The organism is Saccharothrix sp. CB00851 (assembly GCF_001905065.1).
GTDB lineage: Bacteria > Actinomycetota > Actinomycetes > Mycobacteriales > Pseudonocardiaceae > Actinosynnema.
In genome coordinates this window covers 17,022-40,658 of sequence record NZ_LWLC01000066.1, presented here as the reverse complement: position 1 = coordinate 40,658, position 23,637 = coordinate 17,022, and the positions used below count along the sequence as shown (strand labels likewise).

The window sequence follows — 23,637 nt, the reverse complement described above, 5'->3', positions numbered from 1 at the left end:
GGTAAACGCTGGCATTTCCTAACGGCGGTGGAACTCAGAGTGGAGCACCCCTCATGACGACAGCGCAGCGGCCGGTCGGCAGACCGGGCCGACGGTGGATCAGTGCCCTGGTGGTCGCGGCTCTGCCGGTCACCCTCGGGGTCGCGCTCTCCACGGCACCCAGCGCGGGGGCGGTCGAAGGAGAGACGTGGACGGACGACTTCGCCGCGACGACGCTCCGGCCGGAGTGGGAGGTCGTCAACCCCGACCCGGAGGCCTGGGCCCTCCGCGACGGATCACTGCGGGTCACCGGCCAGACCGGTGACACCTACCAGGCCGTCAACACGGCCCGGAACGTGTTCCTGGTCGACATCCCGGCGGGCGACTTCACCGCCGAGGTGACCGTGCGCGCCCAGGTCGCCAAGACCTACCAGGGCGCCGGGCTGATCGCCTGGCAGGACATGGACAACTACGTCCGCTCCGGCCTGACCTTCGTGGGCACCCTGGCCCCGTCCGGCATCGCGATCGAGAACGACATCGAGACCGCCGCCGCCTTCCGCGCCGAGCGGTTCGTGGACCGGCCGGGCTCGACCGGCGAGACGCTGCAGCTGCAGCGGGTCGGCGACACCATCACCACCCGGTACAAGAACGCCGCCGGCGCGTGGGTGGACGCCTCCGCGGTCACCGCCGCGTTCCAGACCACCCAGGTCGGCCTCTACGCCTTCGGCGCGCTCGACGGCACCACGCTCGACGCCGCGTTCGACGACTTCCGGGTCACCGCGGCGGCGGGCCGCGACATCCAGCCCGGCGGCACGTTCTCGGTCAAGAGCGCCGAGGGCGGCCACCTGGTCGAGACCGAGGCCGGCCTGGCGCTCTCGCCCGAACCGCCGCTGTCCACCCTGGTCTTCACCGCCGCCGCCCAGGCCGACGGCACGGTCCACCTGCGCACCGCCGAGGGCGACCGCCCGGTCGTCGTCACGGACGGCCGTCTCGCCCTCGGCCAGACCGGCGGCGCGGCCTCGCCCGTGCGGCTGACCGACGCCGCAGGCGGCGAGCTCTTCCTGCGTGACGCCGAGGGCACCGGCTACGCGGGCGGCAACCCGCTCGCGTTCGGCGCCAAGGCCGCCGCGGTCCGCTTCAAGCTCGCCCAGGTCAGCACGTCCAACGCCGAGCTGGCCATCGACGGCGACGCGGCCGCCGCGCAGATCAGCGACACGATGTTCGGCATCTTCTACGAGGACATCAACTACGCCGCCGACGGCGGTCTCTACGCCGAGCTGGTGCGCAACCGGTCGTTCGAGTTCAACTCCTCGGACAACGGCAGCTTCACCGGCATGACCGGCTGGGAGGTCGTCAACGGCGGCGGCACGGCTCCGCAGGCGCTGGTGGTCGACGACGACACCCGGCTCAACGCGATGAACCGCAACCACTTCCGGCTGATCGCCGACGGTCCCGGCGACGGCCTGCGCAACCTCGGCTACAACCGAGGCTTCGCGGTCAAGGCGGGCGCGGCGTACGAGGCGTCGGTGTGGGCGCGCACCACGACCGCCCAGGACCTGGCGATCCGCCTGGTCGGCGCGGACGGCGCGGTCACCTACGCCGAGGGCAGCGTGGCCGTCGACGGTTCGGACACCTGGAAGCAGTACCCGGTGACGCTCACCGCCACCGCCACGACCGACGCCGCACGCCTCGTCGTCACCGCCGGCGCGGCCTCCACCGTCGGCCTGGACATGATCTCGCTCATGCCGCAGGACCGCTGGGTCGGCCCGGTGAACGGCAAGTCGGTGCTGCGCAAGGACCTCGCCGAGAAGATCGCCGCGATGAAGCCGACGTTCCTGCGCTTCCCCGGCGGCTGCGTCACCAACGTCGGCACGTTCCGCACCTACGAGGAGAGCGGCTACACCGACCGCCGCCGCACCTACCAGTGGAAGGAAACCATCGGCGCGGTCGAGGAGCGCCCGACCAACTGGAACTTCTGGGGCTACAACCAGTCCTACGGCATCGGCTACCTCGAGTACTTCAAGTTCGCCGAGGACCTCGGCGCCGAGCCGCTGCCCGTGGTGTCGGTGGGCGCCAACGGCTGCGGCAGCACCATCCCCGAGATGAAGGACCCGGCGATGATCGCCCGCTGGGTCGACGACACCCTCGACCTGATCGAGTTCGCCAACGGTGACGTCACCACCGAGTGGGGCGCCAAGCGTGCCGCCCTCGGCCACCCGGAGCCGTTCGGGCTGGAGATGATCGGCCTGGGCAACGAGGAGAACACCACCACCTTCGAGGCGAACTTCCCGGCGTTCCGGGACGCCATCGAGGCGCGGTACCCGGACATCACCATCATCTCCAACTCCGGCCCGGACGACGCGGGCGCGCGGTTCGAGGCCCTGTGGGACTACAACCGCCGCCAGAACGTCGACATGGTGGACGAGCACTACTACAACGACCCCGACTGGTTCCTGCTGAACCACCACCGCTACGACAGCTACGACCGCAACGGCCCGAAGGTGTTCCTGGGCGAGTACGCCTCGCGCGGCAACACGTTCTACAACGCCCTGGTCGAGGCCTCGTACATGACGGGCCTGCAGCGCAACGCCGACGTGGTCAAGCTGGCGTCCTACGCGCCGCTGCTGTCCAACGAGTCGTACGTGCAGTGGAACCCGGACGCCATCTGGTTCGACAACGACGAGTCGTGGAACACCCCCAACTGGGAGGTGCAGAAGATGTTCGGCAACAACGTCGGCGACGAGGTCGTGCCGAGCACCTTCACCGGCTCGGTCAACCAGTCGGTCGTCAAGGGCGGCGTCTTCCTGTCGACCTGGAACACCGCCGCGGCCTACGACAACGTCAAGGTCACGTCGAACGCCAACGGCGAGACGCTGTTCTCCGACGACTTCGCCAACGGTGACCAGTGGAACCCGACCGCGGGCAGCTGGGCCGTCTCCGACGGCCAGTACGTCCAGTCGTCCGCCACGACCACCGACGCGCGCAGCATCATCGACGACGCGTACGCGAAGGACTGGACGAACTACACCCTCGAACTCGACGCCAAGAAGCTCTCCGGCGCCGAGGGCTTCCTGATCGGGTTCGGCGCCAAGGCCACCAACGACTTCTACTGGTGGAACCTCGGCGGCTGGAACAACACCCGCTCGGTGCTGCAGAAGGCCTCCGGCGGCAGCGCGGTCGAGGTCAAGTCCGTCGAAGGGCACAGCGTGGACACCGGCGCGACGTACCGGGTGAAGGTCGTCGTCGCGGGCAACACCATCTCGCTGTACCTCGACGACCAGCTGCAGATGACCTATGAGTCCGGTGCCGACGAGAAGCTGTTCCAGGTCGTCACGCGGGACGAGGCCAGTGGTGACGTGGTGGCCAAGGTGGTCAACACCTCGACCGAGACCGTCCGCACGCGGGTCACGGTGTCCGACGCGGGCGTGCTGCCCGACGGCGAGGTCACGCAGATGACCGGTGCGCCCGGTGACACCAACAGCAAGGCCGAACCCACCAAGTTGGTGCCCACGACCCGGCCGATCAGCGGGCTGTCGAACGACTTCAGCTACGACTTCCCCGCGCACTCGATCACGTTCCTGCGGATGCGCACGACCGACGCCGTCGCCCCGGTCGTCGACGACGTGACCCTGCGGGGCACGACCGTCAACGGCTGGTACGGCGACCCGGTCACGGTGTCGGCGACCGCCACCGACGACCGGCGGCTGGACCGCATCGAGTTCCGCGTCGACGGCGGCGCGTGGGTGCCCGGCACGGAGGTCCAGGTCAGCGGCGACGGCCAGCACACCGTGGAAGTGCGCGCCGTGGACGCGGCGGGCAACGTCGGCGTGGTCCGTCCCGTGACGTTCGGCATCGACAGCACCGCCCCGGTCTCCAACGCCACCGTGGACAGCGTCGGTCGCACCGTCGCGATCCGGGCCGCGGACTCCGGGGTCGGCGTCGACCGGATCGAGACCCGGATCGGCACAGCCGACTGGCAGCCGTACCAGGGTCTGGTCGTGGTCGGCGACGCGGAGACCGCGGTGCAGTTCCGCGCGGTCGACCGGCTGGGCAACGTGGAGCAGCCCGGCACGGTCGTGGTGCCCGCCAAGCAGGTGCAGCTGAAGTCGACCACGACGACCGTGACGCCGTCGAAGCCGAGGGTCCAGCAGGGCACCACCGTCCCGCTGACCGTGAAGGTCGGCACCTCCGGCGGCACGACGCCGACCGGCGAGATCAGAATCCTGGAGTCGTCCGTGCCCCTGGCATCAGCGACGTTGACCAACGGAACCGCCACGGTGTCGCTGGACACCAGCGGCCTGAGCGTCGGTGACCACAGGCTCGTCGTGCGCTACCTCGGCGACGGCGGGCACAGCCCCTCGCAGACCAGCGTGGTCCTGCGGGTCACCAAGCGGAGAGGGTGATCGGGATGAAGATCGCCATGCGGAAGCGGACCACCGTCGTGCTGCTGGGTGCCGCACTCCTGGCGGGCGGGCTCACCGCCGTGCCCGCCCACGCGACCGAACCGGCCCTGGCCGTCTCGTCCGCGGCGGCGGAGACGGCGCAGGGGGCGGTCGACGCCGTCGCGCTGACCGACGCCGACGGCGTCCGGGGCAACCTCACCCTGCCCCTGACCGGCGCCTACGGCGCGACGTTGGCCTGGCAGTCGGGCAACGAGAGCGTCGTGACCGACACCGGCGAGGTCACCCGGCCCGCGCACGGCGGCGAGCCGGTGACGGTGGACCTGACCGTCACCGCCACGCTGAACGGCGGCACGGCGACCCGCACGATCGGCGTCACCGTGCTGCCGCTGCCCGCCCCGGCGGCGCGGGAGGCGTACTTCTTCCCGTACTTCGTCGGTGAGAGCACCGAGGACGGCGAGAAGATCTACTTCGCCGCGTCGAAGGGCAACGACCCGCTGTCCTGGGACGAGCTGAACAACGGCCGTCCCGTGCTCACCTCGACCATGGGGGAGCGGGGCCTGCGCGACCCGTTCCTGATCCGGTCGCACGAGGGCGACAAGTTCTACCTGCTGGCGACCGACCTGAAGATCTACGGCGGCAACAACTTCAGCGAGGCGCAGGAGTCCGGCAGCAAGCACCTGGCGGTGTGGGAGTCCACCGACCTGGTGCACTGGTCGGAGCAGCGGATGATCAAGGTGTCGTCCGACTTCGCGGGCAACACGTGGGCGCCCGAGGCGTTCTACGACGAGGCGTCTGGCAACTACGTCGTCTACTGGGCGTCGAACCTCTACCCGACGACCGACGTGGCGTCCCGCGACTTCCGGACCTCCTACAACCGGATGATGTACGCGACCACGCGCGACTTCCGCACGTTCAGCGAGGCGAAGCCGTGGGTGGACGTCAAGCGGGGCACCGGTCTGGGCATGATCGACGCTACCGTCGTGCGCGACGGTGACACGTTCTACCGGTTCATCAAGGACGAGGCGTCCATGACGGTCCGGCAGGAGAAGTCGACCGACCTGATGGCCCCGGTCACCGGGACGCTGCCGACCACCACGTCCGCGCCGTGGACCCTGGTCCGCGAGCGCATCGGCGTCGGCCAGCCCAACCCGTGGGGCGGCACGTTCACCGGCGGCGAAGGCCCGACGGTGTTCCGGGACAACTTGGTGCCCGGCCGCTGGCACATGCTGATCGACCAGCCGAGCTACCACGGTGGCCAGGGGTACCTGGCGTTCCGGACCGACGACATCGCGTCCGGTGTCTGGACGACGGTGCCGGACGCGGCGCTGCCGCGCAGCCCGCGGCACGGCACGGTCATCCCGATCAGCCAGGCCGAGCTGGACGCGCTGCGTGCGGCGATGCAGCCGAACCTGCTGGCCAAGTCGGTCGCGTCGGTGTCCGTGCGCACTCGCGAGGGTGTGGCGCCGGTGCTGCCGTCCACCGTGGACGTCACCTACGCGGACGGCTCGACCCGGGCGACCGCGGTCGACTGGGCCGACGTGGATCCGTCGCAGTACGCGTCCTGGGGTTCGTTCCCGGTCTCGGGCACGCTCACGGGCCAGGCGGTCCGCGCGACGGTGACGGTGATCGTGACCGACCACCTGGACCCGACGGTGTCGTTGAGCACCACGCCCGCTTCGCCGACCGGCGACTGGTTCACGGTCCCGGTCGACGTGAAGGCCACCGCCGCCGACGAGACCGGCGTGCAGTCGGTGGAGATCGCGGTGGACGGCGGCTGGCGGACCACCGACGTGGTGACGCTGACCGACGGCAGGCACACCGTGCAGGCCAGGGCGACCGACGTCACCGGCAACGTGTCCAGCCCGGTGACCCGGTCGATCAACGTCGACACTCAAGCGCCGGTCAGCCGTGCCACGTGGGACAACACGGCCCGGTCCGTGTCCGTCCTGGCCGCGGACGACACCTCCGGCGTCGCCCGGGTCGAGTACCAGCTCGGCGACTCGGCGTGGACGACCTACACCGCGCCGCTGACCTTCGGCGACGTCGCCACGACGGTGCGGTACCGGGCCGTCGACCACGCGGGCCACGTCGAGCAGGTCAACACGATCGCCGTGCCGCGCGAGACCCTCGACCGGAGCACCATGACCGCCACCCTGAACCGGGGCGCGGTCAAGCCGGGCGGCGACGCCTTCGCCCGGGTCGAGGTCGACGGCGGCCCGTTCACCCCGACGGGCACCGTCCGCATCATCTCCGGCGGTGACCTGGAGGTGGGCCGCGCGACCCTGGTGGACGGCCGCGCCACGGTCTCCATCGACACCGCCACGCTGGGCACCGGCCGCTGGTCGCTGACCGTGGTCTACGACGGCGACGTCAACCACGCCCCGTCGTCGACGACGGTCGTCCTGAAGGTCAACAAGCGCTAGGCCACTCACGGAAGCGGTCGTCCCGATCTCCACCGGGACGACCGCTTTTGTTTAAAACAACCTTAAAAATCACCGGCACTGGATTGACCGCACCAGGCCGCGGTTCGACCATTCCGAACAGGCATCCTTCCTGAGGAGGCGTGATGGGAGCCAGTCGGATCGTCGTCGGCTTGGACAACACGGCCGCCAGTGCCGCGGCTCTGAGATGGGCTGTTCGTCATGCGCCGGACGGTGGGGTGGTGGTCGCGGTGTCGGTGTGCGGCATCCGCACACCCACCGGCAGTACGGACCTCTTCCACACCGTCCGGCTGCGCATGGTGGACGACGCCGTGACGCGGATGCGGCAGCACCCCGGCGTACGCGTCGAGCAGTCGGTGCTCGACGGCGAACCGGGCCCGACGCTGGTGGGGCTCGCCGAGCAAGCCGACAGCCTGGTACTCGGCCGTCACGGGTACAACCGGGGCGGCCAGACCATCTTCGGGTCCGTGATCAGGCACTGCCTGCAGCACGCCACGTGCCCGGTCGTCGTGGTGCCGGTCGGGGCGGACCTCGCAGCCTGACCGCGCCCCGCCGGGTCCTGGACGACACCCACCGCTACCGCCCGCGCGACACGAGATCCAGCAGCCTCGCGTGAGTCTCGGCGTCGGCCGCGACGATGAGCCCTTGGACACCGGTGTGAACCGGTTGCCCCGCGAGTGTGGTCAAGCGTGGTCGACACCACCCTGGGACGGAACACCTCGGTGAAGCCATCGTCGGTCAGCAAGCCGGCCGCGAGGAACCACTCCTCGTTGGGAAAGGGCGGATCGAGGTTGAGCTCGACCAGGCCGCTGGTCGATTCGGGCCGCAACGGCACATCCCGCCTGTCACAACGGACGAAGGCCCCTCGCCGCCGGTCCAGAACACCTCGTGCGACAGCGGGTCGGCCGCAGCCGCGGCGGTGACGCGGTCGCCGACCCGCAACGCCACGTTGACCGCGACCAACGGGGTGCGCGCGGCGAAGTTGAGCGCCGGTGGCCGGGGCGTCGACTCGGACATCGCCGAAGGGCTCGCCTGGGCCGCCGACCACGGTGCCGAGGTCGTGAACCTGTCCCTGAGCGGTCCCGTCGACAGTCCTGTGCTGCACGACGCCATCCGGTACGCCGTGGACCGCGGTGTGGTGGTGGTCGCGGCGGCGGGCAACTCCGGCGGCGGCCTGCCCCAGTACCCGGCGGCCTACCCCGAAGTGCTGGCGGTGAGCGCGACCGACTGGAACGGCAACCTCACCGACTTCAGCTCGTGGGGCGAGCACGTCGACGTGGCGGCTCCCGGACTCGCCGTCACCTCGCTCGACGACGCGGCGCCGGACCGGACCCGGACCGGTTCCGGCACGTCGGTCGCGACCCCGATCGTCGCGGGCGTGGCGGCAGGTGGTGGACCGGATTCGTGCGGCTGCCCGTGACGCGGGCCCGCGTGGTATCGACCCGTACTACGGGCACGGGGTGCTCGACGCCTTCGCGGCCGTGGCTCGACGAGGTGGTCGAAGCCGGGCTGGCGACGGGCAACAAGAAGAACGCCCTGCTCTGCCTCATCGCCGCCCGTCGCATCGAGTCACCAGCCCCGAAGTTCCTGGAGGAGGTTCTGCACCGCGTACACCGGCTGGTCTGACGACGCCGGACCTACGGATGGTTCCCACCGTCCTCCGAGCTCGTGCGGGCCCGCTGAGTTCTCACGAATTCGAAGTGACCATCAGTGGGCACCCGGCGACTTGGGGGCACTTGACCAGCTGTCGGCAGTCGCACGCGAGTGTCGAGTTCAGTGTCTTCAGCCATGCTTGGCGTTCTTCGATTTCGCGCTGGATGGAGGCGCGGCGTTGGTCGGCGATCTCCTGCCAGGAGCCGCCGGACTCCTCGGCTTCGTCCAGCAGCGAGGAGATCTCCGTGAGGGTGAACCCGATGTTCTGGCACGTGCGGATCATGGACAAGCGGTCGAGCACATCGTGCGGGTAGTGCCTCTTGCCCCCGATCTTGCGGCCTTCTTCGATCAGGCCCACGCGCTCGTAGTAGCGCAAGGCCGACGACGCGATGCCCGTTGCTTTGGCCACGTGATCGATCGGTAGAACGTCTCCTGTCATGACCGCCCCCAGGTCAGTAGCCGGCAGCCCTGCCGCGCCGCGCGGCTGGGTCGGTCTGTCGGTCCAAGACGCATCCTGAGCGGTTCGCCTCCGGACGGGAAGTAGGCCGATCCGCTGATACTTGGAGGTCGCCCGTCACCGAGAGGTCAATCACGCCGTTATGCGTGACGTGGGTCACGCAACGTCGTGCTCTGGAGGCCTCCTCAACTGCGGCGAGGTGTGGTGCGGCGCGTGGCGGTCTGTTGACCGGGCGGTGCGTGGTTCGACGCCGCGGGCCGGGACGTTGGCCGCCTGTCCATCGGGTGGATCGGCGCGTCGGTGGTGCGGTGCGACGGTCCGCGAGGTGGCGCGCGGGCTGGTACGGGTGATGTCAATTCGGCTTCGTGCCGGCGGTGGTCGCGCGCTGTTTGGTGAGTCGTGGAATGGCGCGGAGGTAAACCACCATGCCGATGACCTCGACGAGCGTTTGGGCGACGATCACCGCCACCGCGACCGACATGGTCTCGGGTAGGGCCAACGCGAAAGGTAGTACGACCAGCGAGTTCCGGGCCGCGCCCGCGAAGATGACCGCTCGGCTGTCCGGCACGTCCAGGTGGAACAAACGCGCCACCGCCAAGCCGACGAAGGCCATCACGACGAGGAACGCGCCGTAGAAGGGCAGGACTGCGGCGATCTTGGTCAGGCTCCCGGTCAACGCGGGTACTTGCGACGACACCACGGTGATGAGCGTCGCCGCCATCAGCGGCACCGTGGCGCTGCTCGCCCTGAGGCTGAAGGTGTGGCCCGTTGGATGGCGGGCGGCCCAGACCTGGGTGATCCAGGCCAGGACCAGGGGAAGTGCGACGAGGAACAGGAACGCCTCGGCGAACGGTCCCGGTTCGACCATCGCGGTGGCACGCCCGTCCAGGAACAGCGCCAAGTAGGCGGGGAGGAGCAGCATCTGGGCGACCAGCAGGAGTGGCGTCGCGGCGAGCAGTCGTTGTCCGCTTCCCCCGGCCATGGCCGAGAAGACGATCACGTAGTCGACGCAGGGGGTCAGCAGCACGAGCAGGACGCCGAGGCGGACCGCGTGATCGGCGGGCAGGAGCGAGAACATGCCCGCGAGGACCAACGGCACCGCGACGAAGTTGACCACGAGGGTGGCGGCCAGGAACCTGCCCGCGCGGAACGACCGGGTCAACTCGCGCATCGGCACCTGGAGGAACGTGACGTAGAGCAGCGCACCCAGAACCGGCGTGATGGCGTGTTCCAGGGCGGGGACGGTTTCGGGTGCCGCCCACCCCAGGAGCAAACCGGCCGCCAGCGCGCCGAGGGAGATGGGCAACTGCCGTCGTTCCAGCAACGCCGCAACGCCCGCCCAGTGCGCAGCGGTCATCGAACGACATCTCCGACTGAAGAGAACGTGCGTGCCGATGGCGGTGGGGTCGGTGCGCCGGACCGCGTGCGACGGCCGTGGGCTCCGAGCGGCCCACCGTCCCGTTGCTCCGTCCGGCCCACTTCATTGGTCATGAATCCACGGTAAACCTTGGAGTCAGCTCCAAGGCAAGCTTCACCCACACGATGGGATGGCGTTTCTCCCACTCGTCCGCAGGGGGAACTGCCGGTCAATGGCGGCGCTCGATCCAGCTGCGCGCCCATCTGCTCTCGGCGAAGCGCGTGGCCCGGAGAGTCGTATTTCGCCAGGGCCACGTGTGACCTAGGTCACTGCGGATTCAGGTTGACTTTGGTGTGCGCTCCAACCCTTAACCTTCGCCCCTGCTGTCGGACTGTTCGGGGTCGCGCCGGTCACGGCTGCGGGTCGAGACACAGAGGGGAACGAATGTCCAACAAGGCGAAAAGTGGTCAGCGGGAAGCCGGTGGCGGATCCGGCTCGTCCCTGCTGACAGTGTGCCTGACGGTCGTGCTGTTCCCGTTGGCCATCACCGGTTCGTCGGTCGCGCTGCCCGCGATCAACGGCGAGTTCCACAACTCGCTGGCGGCCGGCCAGTGGGTGGTCAACGGCTACAACCTGACCTACGCGGCGTTCATGCTGGCGACCGGGTCACTGGCCGACCTGCTGGGTCGCCGCAAGATGTTCCGCGTCGGTGTGTCGCTGTTCGTGCTCGGCTCGCTGGTCTCCACGATCGCACCGGGGATCCTGTTGCTCGACCTGGCGCGCGTGGTGGCCGGTATCGGCGCCGCCGCCGCCACGACCAGCGGTAGCGCCATCCTCGCCGACACGTTCGAGGAAGGCCCGGCGCGGGCCAAGGCGTTCGGCATGTTCGGCACCGCGGTCGGCCTCGGCCTGGTGTTCGGTCCCAGCGTGTCGGGTGTGCTGATCAGTTCGTACGGTTGGCGCTCGGTGTTCCTGCTGCCCACGATCGTGGGCGTCGTCGTGCTGCTGTTGACCCGCGTGCTGCGTGAATCGCGCAACCCGCAGGCGAACCGGGTCGACTGGGCGGGAACGATCACGTTCACGCTCGCCCTCCTGCTGCTGATCTTCAGCCTCATCCAGGGACCGCAGTGGGGCTGGAGCGACCCCGTCATCATCACCACCCTGGTCGGCACGGTGGTGGCACTGATCGCGTTCGTGGTCGTGGAACGCCGCCAGGAACAGCCGATGTTCGACCTGGGGCTGCTCAGCCGGCCGAAGTTCCTGGGCGTGTCGCTGGCGACCATCCCGGTGGTGTTCGGCTTCGCGCCGCTGGTGATCTACCTGCCGTCCTACCTGGCCTCCGTCGACGGCTTGGCGGCGGCGCAGATCGGTGCGGTGATGCTGATGCTGACCGTGCTGGCGCTGGTGTTCCCCGGCGTCGCGGGCATGGCGGTGAAGTGGGTTCCGGCGTGGGTGCAGATCACGCTGACCGCGGCGCTGGCCGCGATCGGCCTGGCGTGGCTGACCGTGATCGAACCGGGCATCGGCTACCTGAACCTTTTGGGGCCGCTGGCCTTGATCGGCATCGCGGTGGGTATCTCGTTCGGCTTGTTGGACGGGGCCGCGGTCAGCAGTGTCGAGGCCACGCGCGCCGGTATGGCGGCGGGCATGTTCAACACCGTGCGCCTGACCGGCGAGACCATTTCCATCGCGGTGGCCGGCGCGCTGCTCGTCAGCTTCACCCAGAACGCGGTCAGCGAGCGCGCGGCCCAGTTCGGTCCGTACTCCGACGACCCGAACGGTCTGGCCAACGCCCTCAACCAGGGCGACCTCGCCCGCGCGGCCGAGACGATCCCCGAAGACCAGCGTGAGGCGTTCACCCGGGCGGCGGGTGAGGCGTTCGCCTCCGGTCTGCACGGCCTGCTCTGGGTGATGTCGGCCCTTTGCGCGGTCGTCTTCGTCGTGATCGCCTTGCTGCTGCGGGAACGCCGGTCCGCTGCCTCGAAGGTCGACGCGAAGGCATCGCGCTGACGACACGCGTCGGGGAACGTTCGCCCCTCGGGAGCTTCGAGGGGCGAACGTTCGCGCGTTCACCGCAGGCGGGTCGAGGCGCTCGGAGATCGCCCGTTCGGTGACTTGAGGTTGGTCCGCACACCAACCCTTAGTGTCGGGTTTCGCCATCACTGACTACGGATCGCCTCTGGGGCAGATCGGGCGGGAGGTGCGCATGGGCTCCAACTCACGTGCCCGTGCCGCTGCGCTGCACCAGCAACGCAGGCGGACGATCGCCGTGATCTGCGGGCTGGCTTGCGTCGCGGCTTTCATCGGCTTGGCCGTGATCGCCACGGCGGGCGGTGGAGCGCAAGGCGCGGACAACTCCCCGGCCCCGGCGTCACCGGGCACGACCTTCCCCGACTTCACCCTGACCGAGCTGGACGGGACGAAGGTCGACAAGTCCGTCCTGACGGGGAAGAAGTCCCTCATCTGGTTCACCGACTCGACCTGCGCGCCCTGCCAGAGCGGCGCGGTCAAGGTTCGCGAGGTCGATGACGAGTACGGGGGAGAGGCGTTCGAGGTCGTCGCGGTGTTCGTCAACCCGCGTGAACCCGAGACGTCCCTTCGGTCTTGGCGCGACACCTACGCGCGCCCCGACTGGCGGACCGCGTACGACGCGGACGGAGTCCTGTCCGGCAAGGTGGGCCTCAAGTACCTCGACACCAAGTACCTGCTCGACGAGCGCGGTGAGGTGGTCGACGTCGACTCGGCGCCCGTGGACGCGGCCTACATCGCGCGGCTCAAGAAGGAACTCGGGCGCTGATGCCGATCACCTTCGCCCTGCTGGCGGGCGCACTGGCCACGCTGAACCCCTGCGGGTTCGCCGTCCTGCCGGCGTTCCTGTCCTACTACGTCGGCACCGACGACGACCACCTGCCCGGTGCGTCGAGCCGCGGCCTCCAAGGCATCCTGGTCGGGTTGACCGTCTCGGCGGGGTTCCTCGCGGTGTTCAGCGTGCTCGGCATCCCGGTCGTCCTCGGGATCGGGCAGGTGTCCAACGCCGTGCCGTGGATCGGCTTCGCACTCGGGTTGGTGATGGTGGGAGCCGCGATCGCCACCCTGATGGGCAAGTCGATCGGCGTTCGCGCCCAAGGACCCAGGATCGCCCGGAACGACCGGGGCGTGCGCACGATGTTCTTGTTCGGACTCGGCTACGGGTTGGCCTCCCTGGGCTGCACCATGCCGATCTTCCTCGTGCTGGTCGGTGCGTCCCTGGCCACCGGTGGCGGGATGGCTGCCGTCGTGGTCTTCGGGTTCTACGCGATCGGCATGGCCGTCGTCCTCATGGCACTGTCCATCAGCACGGCACTGTTGCGCGGGGGCATCACCCGGTTGTTGCGCCGAGCCCTGCCGCACATGAGGTGGTTCAGCGGTGGCCTCCTGCTCCTGGCGGCCCTGTACCTGACCTACTACTGGGGCTCGGTGCTCTACCGGTCCGCCGACGCACGTGCGGGCGATCCGGTGATCGCCTTCGTCGAGGGAAGCGTCGCGCGCCTCCAGGCGATGACCGACTCCGGTGGCGGCCGGTGGCTCATGCTCGCCTCGCTGCTCGTCGTCGCGGCGGCTGTGCTCATCTGGCTGGTCAAGTGGGCCGGCCGCCCGCACGCCCCGACCGATCCCCTGGCCGAACCCGAACGCCGAGGACAGGCCACATGAATCAGCGGTGTGCCGGCTCCGCCGCTGCTTCGGGCGTCCCCTGCCTCGCAACCCCCAGCACGCGAGGCAGGGGACGCCCCAGGACTCCGGTCCACGTAGCGCAACCCGCCGTGCGGCACTCAGCCCGATTCGGCTGCGACACCAAGGCCTGCTCAGAGATGGGGAACGAGATCCATGCACCGACCTGATGTGAGCGCGTCGAGCCACCCTCGAAACGTGCGTCCGGCGCACACGGGATCCGAGGGGATGACGGTTGCCGGCCTGGCGCGGCGTGCTGGGGTGACCAGCGACAGCATCCGCTACTACGAGCGAGTCGGCCTGCTGCCCCAGCCGCCTCGCAGCGGATCCGGCTACCGCCGGTACGGCGAGGATGCCGTCGACCGGCTCCGCTTCATCCAGGGCGCGCAACGACTCGGCTTGCGCCTGCGGGAGATCTCCGAGCTGCTCCAGATCCGCGACACGGGTCAGTGCCCGTGCGGCGACGCGGCGGTCCTGCTGCGCGACCGCATGGAAGAACTGGACAACGAGATGAAGCGCCTGGAAGCGCTCCGGGTCGAGTTGTCGGCCATGGTCGACCAACTCCCCAGCAACGAGTGCCCCAACCCGGAACCCGGTGTGTGGAAGCCGGTTGTCATCACGGGCGGCTGACCACGTGCCGCCGCTGGAGTGTGGCGGGGTTGACTTGAAGCCAGGTTCAACCGTGACACTGGGATCAGTTGTCCAACCGGATGATGGGAATGTCATGACGAGGCCGTCGTCGCGACCGGCGGTCCTGGGGTAGATCGATCACGGGCGTTCAACCGGCGGTCCCGATCACGGGGGCATGGTCGAACAGAATCGTTCGCACTATCGGATGGGGTGTTGCGCGCTCATCGGCAGCGCGAATTCGACACCCGCCGTACGAAGGGTTGGCAGTTGATGGGTGCTACCACCAAAGTGCTGAAGAAGGCTTACGACGCCACGTGGGGGAAGTACGTCTTCGCCGGGATGTACGACAAGTTCCTGGCGAAGGTGGAGGGCTACGGTCTTTCGGAGAAGCGTGCGGAGTTCCTGAAGCCCGCCTATGGCCGGACGATCGAGTTGGGCACGGGTACGGGTCTGAACTTGCCGCACTACCCGGACGCGGTGGACGAGTTGATCCTGACCGAGCCGTACCCGCACATGGTGGCCAAGCTGGAGGAGAAGGTCCGCGACAACCCGCGGCGCATCCAGTTGGTGGTGGCGGGCGCGGAGAAGTTGCCGTATCCGGACGGTTACTTCGACACGGTGGCCGCGGCGATGATCCTGTGCACGGTGCCGGATCCGCAGCCGGCGTTGCGGGAGATCGAGCGGGTGTTGAAGCCGGGTGGGCAGTATTTGTTCCTGGAGCACGTCCGCAACAGCGACCCGAAGGTGGCGCGGAAGCAGGACATCATCCAGAAGGGTTGGTACTGGTTCGGCAACGAGTGTCACTGCAACCGTCCGACGGTGCAGACGTTGCAGAACTCGTCGTTGGAGATCGCGGATCTCCAGGAGACGAAGATGCCGGGCGCGTGGGAGTTCATCGAGGCCATGGTGATCGGCCGCGCTGTGCGTCCCCTGTCGGACAAGGTGTCGGCGACTCTCCCGATGGCGACGGCCGGCCACTCCGACGACGCTAAGCACGACGACGCCGACTGCGATTGCTGATCCGATCTTGTGGCGTGACCGCGCCCGAGGCGGCCCGGCCTCGCGAGCACACGGTTGTTCGGGTTCGCCTCGCGATGGCCACAAGCCCCGCCGCTTGACCTGCCTGTCGGCGGTCAGTGGGATGGCGCGCTGACAGGAATGCGGCGCGGGTCCTGCTCCCGATCTGATCGGGAGCAGGAATTCCCATCGTCGTTCCAGGGTGCCGTTCGTAGTGATCACTTGTCTTTGATCCGGCGAGTTCACCGGTACGGGGGAATTGTGGTTGTGTCGCCCATCGGCACCATCCAGCCGGTCACCGACATGGTGTTCTGCACCGTGCGGGAGCTGCCGGTCCTATGGTGACCACCAGACTTGTGCTCGTGCACCACGCCGGCGGGTCGCGGCTGCTCTACCGCGGCTGGGAGCGATTGCTGCCCGCCGACTGGGAGGTCGTCGCCCTCGATGCCCCCGGTCGGGGGCGCGCACACAACACCCCCGCCTCCGACAACGTGGAGGCGTTGGCCGACCGCCTGCTGGACCGCGTGCTCACCGGCCCCGAGACCCGCTTGGCGTTGTTCGGGCACAGCACGGGTGCCGCGCTCGTGACCCGCATGGCTTCGAAGATGGTGGCCGCTGGAACAAGACCGGTGTGGCTCGGTCTGTCCGGCTGGACCGGCCGGGTGGCCGACGTCCCGGCGGCGGTGCGCGACTTGACCGACGAGAAGTTGCTCCCCTTGCTGCACAGGTGGGGCGGAACGCCCAGCACGCTGCTCACCGACGCCGGGTTGCGCGGACAAGTGCTGCCGCTCGTGCGCGCCGACTTGGAGGCTCTGGCCGGGTTCGACCCGATGGCCGACCGCTCGTGGCTGACGCTGCCGTTGTCGTTGTTCAGCGGCCTGCACGACCCGGGTGCCGGTGTCGCCGAACTCGCGGTGCTCGCGGCCCGGGCGCCGCGGTTGCTCAACGTGCACCTGCACCCGGGCGACCACTTCTACCTGACCGAGCACCCGGCGGACGTGGCCGCGCAGATCACCGCCGACCTCGGCACCGCCTTGCGGTGGCGTGAGGTCCAATCCCGGCCGCGTCGCGCGACGAGGAGTGACTGACGTGGCCAAGACAGCCTTCCTCCTCCCCGGACGAGGCACCTACCGGCTCGGCGTGCTGACGGGCGAGGCTGCCCGATGACCGTCGCGGTGGTCGGCGCCTTCACCGAGGATGGACTCGCCGCCCGGATCGCCGACCACCTGGCCGGCCGAGAGGCACCGGTGTCGCGGGTCGACCCGGATGCGTCGACCGGACTTGAGACTGCGGACGTCGTCGTCCACGTCGTGGACGACGACAGCTACGCCTTGCCCGCCGTGGCAACCCACATCAGGTTTCTCGCGCAAGACGCCGTGATCGTCTTGGACGCACGCTCGGCGTTCACCGTGCCGGACCGGGACCTGCCGTGGCCCGCGAGCGACCGGCCGCGCACCGTCGCCATCTCGGCCATGGGGTTCGGCGGCACGAACGGACACCTGTTGCTCACCGACACGGCCCCCGGCCTGCCGTCCCAGGCGCCACCCGCCGACGACCCGCTGGTGGTCACCGCCTGGGCGGTCGAGCTGCCCGGCTCGCCCGACCGCGGACAGGTGGTGGAGTGGCTGCGCGGTGCTCCAGCGGACTGGCCCACGCGGTTCGCCGTCGATGACATCCGACCCACGCCCTTGGACGCGAGCCTGGCGCCTTCGGCGATCGCGGCGATGGACCTGAGCCAGCTGATCGCCATCCGCTGCGCCGACGCGCTCGTCGGCCCCTGGACCTCGGACCGGGAACTGGCCGACCGCACGGGCGTGTTCGTGGGGCACACCGGGCCGACCCGGGCCGCCGTGGACCACGACCTGCGGTGCTACCTGCGGGATCTCGCGGCCCGCGTGGGGCAGCACGTCGAGCGGTTCGAGGAGCGGGTCGTGCGGCCCGCCATGGCCGCCGTGCCACCGGCGACCGAGGACACCTACCCGGGGCTCATGCCGAACACCATCCCCGTCCGGCTCGCCCAGCGGTACGACCTGCACGGACCCAACATGGCCCTGGACGCCGGCCTCGACTCGTTCACCTCTGCCCTGGTCACCGCCGTCCACTCACTACGGGACGGCGAGACCGACCTGGCCATCGTGATCGGAGTCGCCGCAGCCGCGGATCACGTCCGTCCGCGCGACGGGCGCGAACCGGCGGAGGCTGCAGCCGGAGTGGTGGTGACCCGGCGGTCCGTCGCCGCCGCCCACGGGCTGCCCGAACTGGCCGTGCTGGAGCTCACCGCGCCGGTCGGCACGAGCACCCACGCTTCTGCGTGCTCCTCGCCGGCGGTGGCCTCGTCGGGTGGACGTGACCGCCAGGTGCGAAGGCGACGCCGTAAGGGTTGTCCTGAGCAGCCCGCCCTCGGGCCCCGTGCCGGCACAGGAGCACGCCGGGATGACCGTCCACCTCGGCACGGCGACCACCGGCGGACGTTCCACCGGGCCGCGCCCACCCGGCGCGGACGTGCCGGACGTCTACCAGCTGGGCGGGTCGATGCGGCTGCGCGGAGCATTCGCCGGCCTGCACAGCGCCCGCCTGCACCCCGACGGCGGATCTGCCCTGTACCGGCTGCCGTCCGACGAACACCGCTTCGACGGCTTCCTGTTGCCGACAGTGGCGAACCACCACCGTGCCGAGCAGACATCCCACGACCGGAGCAGGGGCGCACGACGCCGGCTGAACCACGTCAGTCCACCGTGACGAGTCCACTGCCCAGCCGCGGCGGCATCGTCCGGCCGCGAGGCGACCGGCCGGCTTCGAGAGTCGGTCCAGCGTGACGCACGGGTCAGGTGTTCGGCGCGATCGTCATCAGGGGACAGCCTTCGACCTGCGGACACTTGACCAATTGCGGACAACCGCAGGCGAGGGTCGAGTTCAGCGTGTCCAGCCAGGCTTGGCGCTCTTCGATCTCGCGCTGGATGCAGGCGCGACGTCGCGCTGCGATCTCCTGCCACGAGCCGCCCGACTCCTCTGCTTCGTCCAGCAGCGAGGAGATCTCCGTGAGGCTGAACCCGATGTTCTGGCAGGTGCGGATCATGGACAGGCGGTCGAGCACATCACGCGGGTAGTGCCTCTTGCCGCGGATCTTGGGTCCTTCCTCGATCAGGCCCACCCGCTCGTAATAACGCAGTGCCGATGACGCCACACCCGACAACTTCGCCACTTGGTCGATCGGCAGCATTTCTCCTGTCATGATCGTCCCCCAGGTCGGTCGGCCCGGCAGCCCTGCCGTGCGGCTCAGCAGCGTCGATCTATCGGTACGGGATGCATCTTGAACGGTACGGGTGTGGACCGGAAGTGGACCGGATCCGCTGGTGGAGTGAGTCGGCGCACGACGGGCGCGGCATTCCTCCCGCTTATGTGACACAGGTCATATGGGTAGAGGTGTCGAGGTTGGTTCTGCTCCGAGGCTCAAGGTTCGTGACAGCTCCGGCACGGGATCGTGCGGTGTCGATCATGGCCGCGACCTGCTCGTCGGAAGATGCGGTTTCCCGAAGCTATGAGGTGGGCGGCATCGCTTGGCCAGGCCGGCGGTCCCAGGCCGGGGCGGTGGCCCCGCGAGCCGCGGTGTGCGGGACCGGATGATCACCAACGCCTCGAACGAAACTTCGGCACGGGTCGGGCGATTACTCGAGAACGCTCGGAGTTCGTGTGCCGTGTTGCTTTCCCACGGCACGGAATCTGCCTGTGGCCAACCCGACTGCCAGTGTACCGAAGAGGGTTGAACCCTGCCGCCGTGCTGCGCCACTCGCTCGTCAGAGCGGTTATCGACGGGCTTCTCCCGCTGATGCGGCAGCGGTTCCGGCCGGAGTTCCAAACACGTCGAGGAAGAGTTCCGCCGCCTCTTCGGGTGCGCGTGCCTCGAGGATCAGTTCACCTGCTGTGAGGTGGAGGGTGAAATCGAAGAACGCGCAGCAACGTTGTTCAGCCGATGCGAGTTCCGCCGCCTGGCCTGCCCGTGCGCTCGGAAGCCGCCAACGCAGCCCGTTGGCGATGCCCTCGGGTCGGGAACCCTTGAGCAGGTCGCGCCACTCGCCGACCCGCTCCGCCTGCTCATCGCCCGTCAAGGTGCAGGCGATCGGCACGCCGGACACCGGCTGGATGTCCAGCTGCCGTGCCGAGGGCATGACCACCGGTGAGTCGAACCGGGGAACCCGGTCCTGACGTCCGCACGCCCCGGTCGACTGCTGCGCCGTTCGGCTCACCTCATCGGTCATGGATCCACGGTAAACCTTGGAGAACGCTCCAAGCTAACCTCGTGCACCCGATGGGGTGACCTCTTTCGTGCCTTGCCTCCTTGCGCGGACTTCGTTGCGAGTCGCTGGAGTTCTTCTGCGCACTGCTGTCAGCCGGTGACGACAAAGGCCGCTGGGTCCGTGCCCGAGAGCAGGGACCCAGCGGCCTTGGCCGAGCGGGCTCGGCTAGTCGATGCGGGCGCTGATGGCCACGCGGTTGAAGGCGTTGATCACGGCGACGACCCAGACGACCTGCTGGGTGAGGGCCGGGCCGAGGTCGGCGATGGCGGCGTCGAGGACCTCCTCGTCGACGTGCGTGTCGGCGACCAGGGTGATGGACTCCGCCAAGGCGAAGATCTTGCGCTCCTGGTCGGTGAACGCGACGTTGGTCCGCCAGTCCGCGACGTTGTCAACGCGGTCCTGCGTTTCCCCCGCGTGCAAGGCCTTCTCGATGTGCATGCGCACGCAGTAGGTGCAGCCGTTGACCTGCGAGCAGCGGAGCTTGATCAGCTCCACCAGTCCGAGGGGGAGTTCGGCGTCGTCGTCGATGGCCTTGGACATCGTGCTCATCGCGGCGAAGCCGGGGCCTGCGAACGGGTCGAGCTTGGGCATCGTCTCTCCATGGCTGGGAAATGGGGGACGGCGGCGGTGTCACCGGGTGGGGGGAGCCCGGTGACACCGCCGCCAAGCGGCAGTCGGGTACGGCTGCCCTCGGTCAGTCGCTGGTGCGCCGACCGAATTCGACTTGCTGGACCGCCTTGTCGGAGGAACCGCAGCCGCAGTTGTCGCCGCAGCCGCCGCCGGAGGCCACGGGCTGCTCCAACGGGACGATCTTCGGCGCCGCGGGCTTGGGTGCCTCGACCTGAGGCGCCTCGGCCTTGGTGCCGCAGCCGCAGTCGTCGCCGCAGCCGCCACCTGCGGTCACCGACTCGACCACCGGCAGTTCGAACGCGGTCTTCGGCAGCGTCGCCGAGTGCTCGGCCCTCGCCTTGGTAGGAGCTGTCACGGTCGTCCTCTGCTTTCCGCTCTTGCCGCCGCGCAGCAGCCGCAGGCCGTTGGCGATGATCACGAGGGCGAACGCCTCGTTGATCAGCACACCTTGGGTCAGGTTGAACGCGCCGATCAGCGCCGCCACGACCAGAGCCGCGATGACGATCAGCGACACCGCGACGTTCTGCGCGATGATCCGGTTCGCCCGCCGCGCCAGTCGCACGGTGTAGGGCAGCTTGGTCAGGTCGTCGGACATCAGGGCGACGTCGGCGGTCTCCATGGCCACGTCCGTGCCCGCAGCGCCCATGACCACCGCGACGTTCGACGTGGCGAGGGCCGGTGCGTCGTTGACGCCGTCGCCGACCATGGCGACGGTGCCGCGCTCGTTGCGCATGGCGGTGATCTCGGCGCTCTTGTCGGCGGGCATCAGCTCCGCCCGGACGCTCTCGATACCGAGCTGGTCGGCGATCGACCGGGCCACGCGCTCGCGGTCACCGGTGAGCATCACGGTGTGCGTGACGCCGAGCGACCGCAGTTCCGCGATGGCGGCCTTGGCCTCCGGGCGCAGCTCGTCCGCCACACCCAGCAGGCCGATCAGGGCGCCATCGGCGGTGACGGCCACCGGGGTGGCCCCCGCCTGCTCGATCTCGGCCAGCGCGGCGGCGGCCGAGGCGTCCTTGCTGTAGTCGGCGACGCGGCCGACCGCGATCCGGCGGCCGTCGACGGTGGCCTCGGCGCCCTTGCCTGCCACGATCGACACGTCGTCCGCGGGGCGGACGTCGATGCCGCGGTCCCGGGCGGCGTGCACGATGGCTTCGGCGATCGGGTGGGTCGCGGCGGCTTCGACCGCGGCGGCCAAGCGCAGCAGTTCGTCGTCGCGGTCGCCGTCCAACGTGTGCACGGCCACCAGAGCCGGGCGGCCCAGGGTCAGCGTGCCGGTCTTGTCGAACGCGACCGCCTTGAGCCGTCCGAGTTCCTCCAGGTAGGCGCCGCCCTTGATGAGCACGCCGTCACGTGCCGCGCGTGCCACCGCGGACACCACGCTCACCGGCACGGACAGCACCAGCGCGCAGGAACAGGACACGATCAGCACGACCAAGGCCCGGTAGAACGCGTCGGTGAAGGTCAGCCCGAACACCAGCGGCCCGAGGACGACCATGAGGACCGCCACGCCGATCATCGCCGGCGTGTAGATCGCGCCGAACTTGTCGGCGAACCGCTGCGCCCGGCCGCGGTTCTGCTGCGCCTCCTCGACCTCGCGGATGACGCGGGCGAGGACGGTGTCCTGGTACTGCTTGGTGACCTTGACGCGCAGGGCGCCGTCACCGTTGAGGGTGCCGCCGTAGACGGCCTCGCCGGGCACGACCTCGACCGGCATCGACTCCCCCGTGATGGCGGAGGTGTCGATCCAGGAGGCGCCCTGGGTGACCTCGCCGTCGGTGGGCAGCCGGGCGCCGGGGCGCACCAGCACCAGGTCGCCGACTCCCAGCTCCTCGACCGGCACCGTCTCCACGGCGCCGCCGAAGGTGAACCGCTCCGCTCGACGCGGCGCCAGGTCCATCAGCTTCTGGATGGACTTGCGCGCCCGGTCGGCGACGAAGGACTCCAGGATGATGCCCAGGGAGAAGATCACCACGACGCAGGCGGCCTCGACGAACTTGCCGAGGGGGATCGCGCCGATGACCGCAACGACCAGCAGCACGTTGATCGTGAACCGCTTGTTGCGCAGCATCATCAGGGCGTTGCGGCCCGGGTAGATGATGCCGAAGGCGATGGAGATGATCGCCAGCGTGTTGGCCAGCGTCGTGGCCTCGGGCGCGCGCCGGGTCACGATGTCGGCACCGACCATGAACAGCGCGGCGATGCCCAAGAGGATCATCTCGGGACGCAGCCACCAGCGCGACTTCTTCTGCGGCGCCTCGTCCACGACCGCCGGCTTCTCCGGCTCCAGGGTCAGCCCGGAGGCGGCGGCGGTGCGCAGGAGCACGGTGTCGCTGAGCGTCTTCGGTGCCTGGATCGCGAGCACGCCGGACGCGGAGAGCATCTTGACGTCGCGCACGCCCTCGACCCGGCGCAACGGCGTGAGGTCGCTGGCGCACTCGACGCAGCCCGCGAGGACGCGGTACCGCCGCACCTCCAGGCCCGTTTCCGCCGGAGCGTCCGCCCCGTTGGTTAGGGGTTGTGTGGTCACTGCAGGTCACCCGCCTGTTCGCATAGGGAAGACCACCTAGCGCAACCGACGGTAAAGGTTGGACCCCACTCCAAGGTCAAGCCTCACTTTTCGCCGCTTGACTTGAAGCCGAGTTCAACTTCGAGACTAGCCGCTGCCACCGTGTGAGGAGGAGATCGGTGACTTACGTGATCGCGGAACCCTGTGTCGACGTGATGGACAAGGCGTGCATCGAGGAGTGCCCCGTCGACTGCATCTACGAAGGCGACCGCATGCTCTACATCCACCCCGACGAGTGCGTCGACTGCGGCGCGTGCGAGCCGGTGTGCCCGGTCGAGGCCATCTACTACGAGGACGACGTGCCGGAGCAGTGGGCGCACTACACCAAGGCCAACGCCGACTTCTTCGCGGAGCTGGGGTCGCCGGGTGGCGCCTCGAAGGTCGGCAAGGTCTCGGCCGACCCGCAGGTGATCAGGGATCTGCCCCCGCAGGGCGACCAGGCCTGATCCACCTCATCGGCACGACCGGCAGTCCACCCCCGCGGCGGCTTCGACACGT

19 protein-coding genes are annotated in these 23,637 nt (G+C 69.3%); 13 read left to right on the top strand and 6 right to left on the bottom strand.

Going from position 1 to position 23,637, the window contains the following annotated elements; genetic code table 11:
* Positions 1 to 53 precede the first annotated feature (53 nt).
* The 5 genes from A6A25_RS41060 (at position 54) to A6A25_RS43735 (ending at position 8,449) form a co-directional block, all read left to right on the top strand.
* Entirely contained in the window at positions 54 to 4,382 is a 4,329-nt protein-coding gene (locus tag A6A25_RS41060) for an alpha-L-arabinofuranosidase C-terminal domain-containing protein (protein WP_073899913.1), read from the top strand.
* 5 nt (positions 4,383 to 4,387) lie between these two features.
* Positions 4,388 to 6,805 carry an OmpL47-type beta-barrel domain-containing protein gene (locus tag A6A25_RS41055; RefSeq protein ID WP_143193742.1) on the top strand — a complete coding sequence of 806 codons (2,418 nt, stop codon included), beginning with the start codon at positions 4,388 to 4,390 and terminating at the stop codon, positions 6,803 to 6,805.
* Between the two features lie 143 nt (positions 6,806 to 6,948).
* A complete protein-coding gene (locus A6A25_RS41050) occupies positions 6,949 to 7,365 on the top strand; it encodes a universal stress protein (protein WP_143193741.1) in 417 nt (138 codons plus the stop codon).
* 377 nt (positions 7,366 to 7,742) lie between these two features.
* A complete protein-coding gene (locus A6A25_RS41045; protein WP_073899909.1) occupies positions 7,743 to 8,243 on the top strand; it encodes a S8 family serine peptidase in 501 nt (166 codons plus the stop codon).
* Positions 8,228 to 8,449, top strand: a complete 222-nt coding sequence (locus A6A25_RS43735; RefSeq protein WP_143193740.1) for a hypothetical protein — start codon at positions 8,228 to 8,230, stop codon at positions 8,447 to 8,449. The genes A6A25_RS41045 and A6A25_RS43735 overlap by 16 nt, the downstream gene beginning before the upstream one ends.
* Before the next feature lie 61 nt (positions 8,450 to 8,510).
* Here the strand turns inward: A6A25_RS43735 and A6A25_RS41040 are convergent, their stop codons facing one another.
* Both A6A25_RS41040 and A6A25_RS41035 read right to left on the bottom strand, forming a co-directional pair.
* Positions 8,511 to 8,885, bottom strand: a complete 375-nt coding sequence (locus A6A25_RS41040; protein WP_158073913.1) for a MerR family transcriptional regulator — start codon at positions 8,883 to 8,885, stop codon at positions 8,511 to 8,513.
* 400 nt (positions 8,886 to 9,285) lie between these two features.
* The gene (locus tag A6A25_RS41035) at positions 9,286 to 10,290 is read right to left on the bottom strand and encodes an arsenic resistance protein (protein ID WP_073899906.1); all 1,005 of its coding nucleotides are present in this window, start codon (positions 10,288 to 10,290) and stop codon (positions 9,286 to 9,288) included.
* 444 nt (positions 10,291 to 10,734) lie between these two features.
* Between A6A25_RS41035 and A6A25_RS41030 the strand changes: the two genes are divergently transcribed.
* The 7 genes from A6A25_RS41030 (at position 10,735) to A6A25_RS41000 (ending at position 18,461) form a co-directional block, all read left to right on the top strand.
* Positions 10,735 to 12,300, top strand: coding sequence for an MFS transporter (locus tag A6A25_RS41030; protein ID WP_073899904.1), 1,566 nt, complete (start codon positions 10,735 to 10,737; stop codon positions 12,298 to 12,300).
* A gap of 196 nt (positions 12,301 to 12,496) precedes the next feature.
* Positions 12,497 to 13,087: a TlpA family protein disulfide reductase gene (locus A6A25_RS41025; protein WP_143193739.1), complete on the top strand. Its 591-nt coding sequence runs from the start codon at positions 12,497 to 12,499 to the stop codon at positions 13,085 to 13,087.
* Positions 13,087 to 13,980 carry a cytochrome c biogenesis CcdA family protein gene (locus A6A25_RS41020; RefSeq protein ID WP_073899900.1) on the top strand — a complete coding sequence of 298 codons (894 nt, stop codon included), beginning with the start codon at positions 13,087 to 13,089 and terminating at the stop codon, positions 13,978 to 13,980. Before A6A25_RS41025 ends, A6A25_RS41020 begins: the two co-directional genes overlap by 1 nt.
* 246 nt (positions 13,981 to 14,226) lie before the next feature.
* Complete coding sequence (locus tag A6A25_RS41015; protein ID WP_073899898.1) at positions 14,227 to 14,628, top strand: heavy metal-responsive transcriptional regulator; 402 nt, start codon at positions 14,227 to 14,229, stop codon at positions 14,626 to 14,628.
* Between the two features lie 270 nt (positions 14,629 to 14,898).
* The gene (locus A6A25_RS41010; RefSeq protein ID WP_083669084.1) at positions 14,899 to 15,648 is read left to right on the top strand and encodes a class I SAM-dependent methyltransferase; all 750 of its coding nucleotides are present in this window, start codon (positions 14,899 to 14,901) and stop codon (positions 15,646 to 15,648) included.
* Positions 15,649 to 15,986: 338 nt separating this feature from the next.
* On the top strand, positions 15,987 to 16,733 hold the full coding sequence (locus tag A6A25_RS41005; RefSeq protein ID WP_158073912.1) for a thioesterase II family protein: 747 nt from the start codon (positions 15,987 to 15,989) through the stop codon (positions 16,731 to 16,733).
* A gap of 75 nt (positions 16,734 to 16,808) precedes the next feature.
* A complete protein-coding gene (locus A6A25_RS41000) occupies positions 16,809 to 18,461 on the top strand; it encodes a beta-ketoacyl synthase N-terminal-like domain-containing protein (RefSeq protein ID WP_073899892.1) in 1,653 nt (550 codons plus the stop codon).
* 8 nt (positions 18,462 to 18,469) lie between these two features.
* Here the strand turns inward: A6A25_RS41000 and A6A25_RS40995 are convergent, their stop codons facing one another.
* The 4 genes from A6A25_RS40995 to A6A25_RS40980 all read right to left on the bottom strand — a co-directional run bounded on the left by A6A25_RS40995 (position 18,470) and on the right by A6A25_RS40980 (position 23,100).
* Complete coding sequence (locus A6A25_RS40995) at positions 18,470 to 18,865, bottom strand: MerR family transcriptional regulator (protein ID WP_158073911.1); 396 nt, start codon at positions 18,863 to 18,865, stop codon at positions 18,470 to 18,472.
* 583 nt (positions 18,866 to 19,448) lie between these two features.
* A complete protein-coding gene (locus A6A25_RS40990; RefSeq protein WP_073899889.1) occupies positions 19,449 to 19,901 on the bottom strand; it encodes a hypothetical protein in 453 nt (150 codons plus the stop codon).
* Between the two features lie 204 nt (positions 19,902 to 20,105).
* The gene (locus A6A25_RS40985) at positions 20,106 to 20,531 is read right to left on the bottom strand and encodes a carboxymuconolactone decarboxylase family protein (protein ID WP_073899887.1); all 426 of its coding nucleotides are present in this window, start codon (positions 20,529 to 20,531) and stop codon (positions 20,106 to 20,108) included.
* 103 nt (positions 20,532 to 20,634) lie between these two features.
* On the bottom strand, positions 20,635 to 23,100 hold the full coding sequence (locus tag A6A25_RS40980; protein WP_143193737.1) for a heavy metal translocating P-type ATPase: 2,466 nt from the start codon (positions 23,098 to 23,100) through the stop codon (positions 20,635 to 20,637).
* Positions 23,101 to 23,258: 158 nt separating this feature from the next.
* Here A6A25_RS40980 and fdxA point away from each other — a divergent pair, with 158 nt between their 5' ends.
* Positions 23,259 to 23,585, top strand: coding sequence for a ferredoxin (gene fdxA, locus A6A25_RS40975; protein WP_073899883.1), 327 nt, complete (start codon positions 23,259 to 23,261; stop codon positions 23,583 to 23,585).
* Positions 23,586 to 23,637 lie beyond the last annotated feature (52 nt).

Bases quoted from the DNA above. Each gene is read 5' to 3' on its own strand.
- A6A25_RS41060 (WP_073899913.1), top strand. From the start codon at position 54: ATGACGACAGCGCAGCGGCCGGTCGGCAGACCGGGCCGACGGTGGATC.
- A6A25_RS41055 (WP_143193742.1), top strand. From the start codon at position 4,388: ATGAAGATCGCCATGCGGAAGCGGACCACCGTCGTGCTGCTGGGTGCC.
- A6A25_RS41050 (WP_143193741.1), top strand. From the start codon at position 6,949: ATGGGAGCCAGTCGGATCGTCGTCGGCTTGGACAACACGGCCGCCAGT.
- A6A25_RS41035 (WP_073899906.1), bottom strand. From the start codon at position 10,290: ATGACCGCTGCGCACTGGGCGGGCGTTGCGGCGTTGCTGGAACGACGG.
- A6A25_RS41030 (WP_073899904.1), top strand. From the start codon at position 10,735: ATGTCCAACAAGGCGAAAAGTGGTCAGCGGGAAGCCGGTGGCGGATCC.
- A6A25_RS41025 (WP_143193739.1), top strand. From the start codon at position 12,497: ATGGGCTCCAACTCACGTGCCCGTGCCGCTGCGCTGCACCAGCAACGC.
- A6A25_RS41020 (WP_073899900.1), top strand. From the start codon at position 13,087: ATGCCGATCACCTTCGCCCTGCTGGCGGGCGCACTGGCCACGCTGAAC.
- A6A25_RS41015 (WP_073899898.1), top strand. From the start codon at position 14,227: ATGACGGTTGCCGGCCTGGCGCGGCGTGCTGGGGTGACCAGCGACAGC.
- A6A25_RS41010 (WP_083669084.1), top strand. From the start codon at position 14,899: ATGGGTGCTACCACCAAAGTGCTGAAGAAGGCTTACGACGCCACGTGG.
- A6A25_RS41000 (WP_073899892.1), top strand. From the start codon at position 16,809: ATGACCGTCGCGGTGGTCGGCGCCTTCACCGAGGATGGACTCGCCGCC.
- A6A25_RS40995 (WP_158073911.1), bottom strand. From the start codon at position 18,865: ATGCTGCCGATCGACCAAGTGGCGAAGTTGTCGGGTGTGGCGTCATCG.
- A6A25_RS40990 (WP_073899889.1), bottom strand. From the start codon at position 19,901: ATGACCGATGAGGTGAGCCGAACGGCGCAGCAGTCGACCGGGGCGTGC.
- A6A25_RS40985 (WP_073899887.1), bottom strand. From the start codon at position 20,531: ATGCCCAAGCTCGACCCGTTCGCAGGCCCCGGCTTCGCCGCGATGAGC.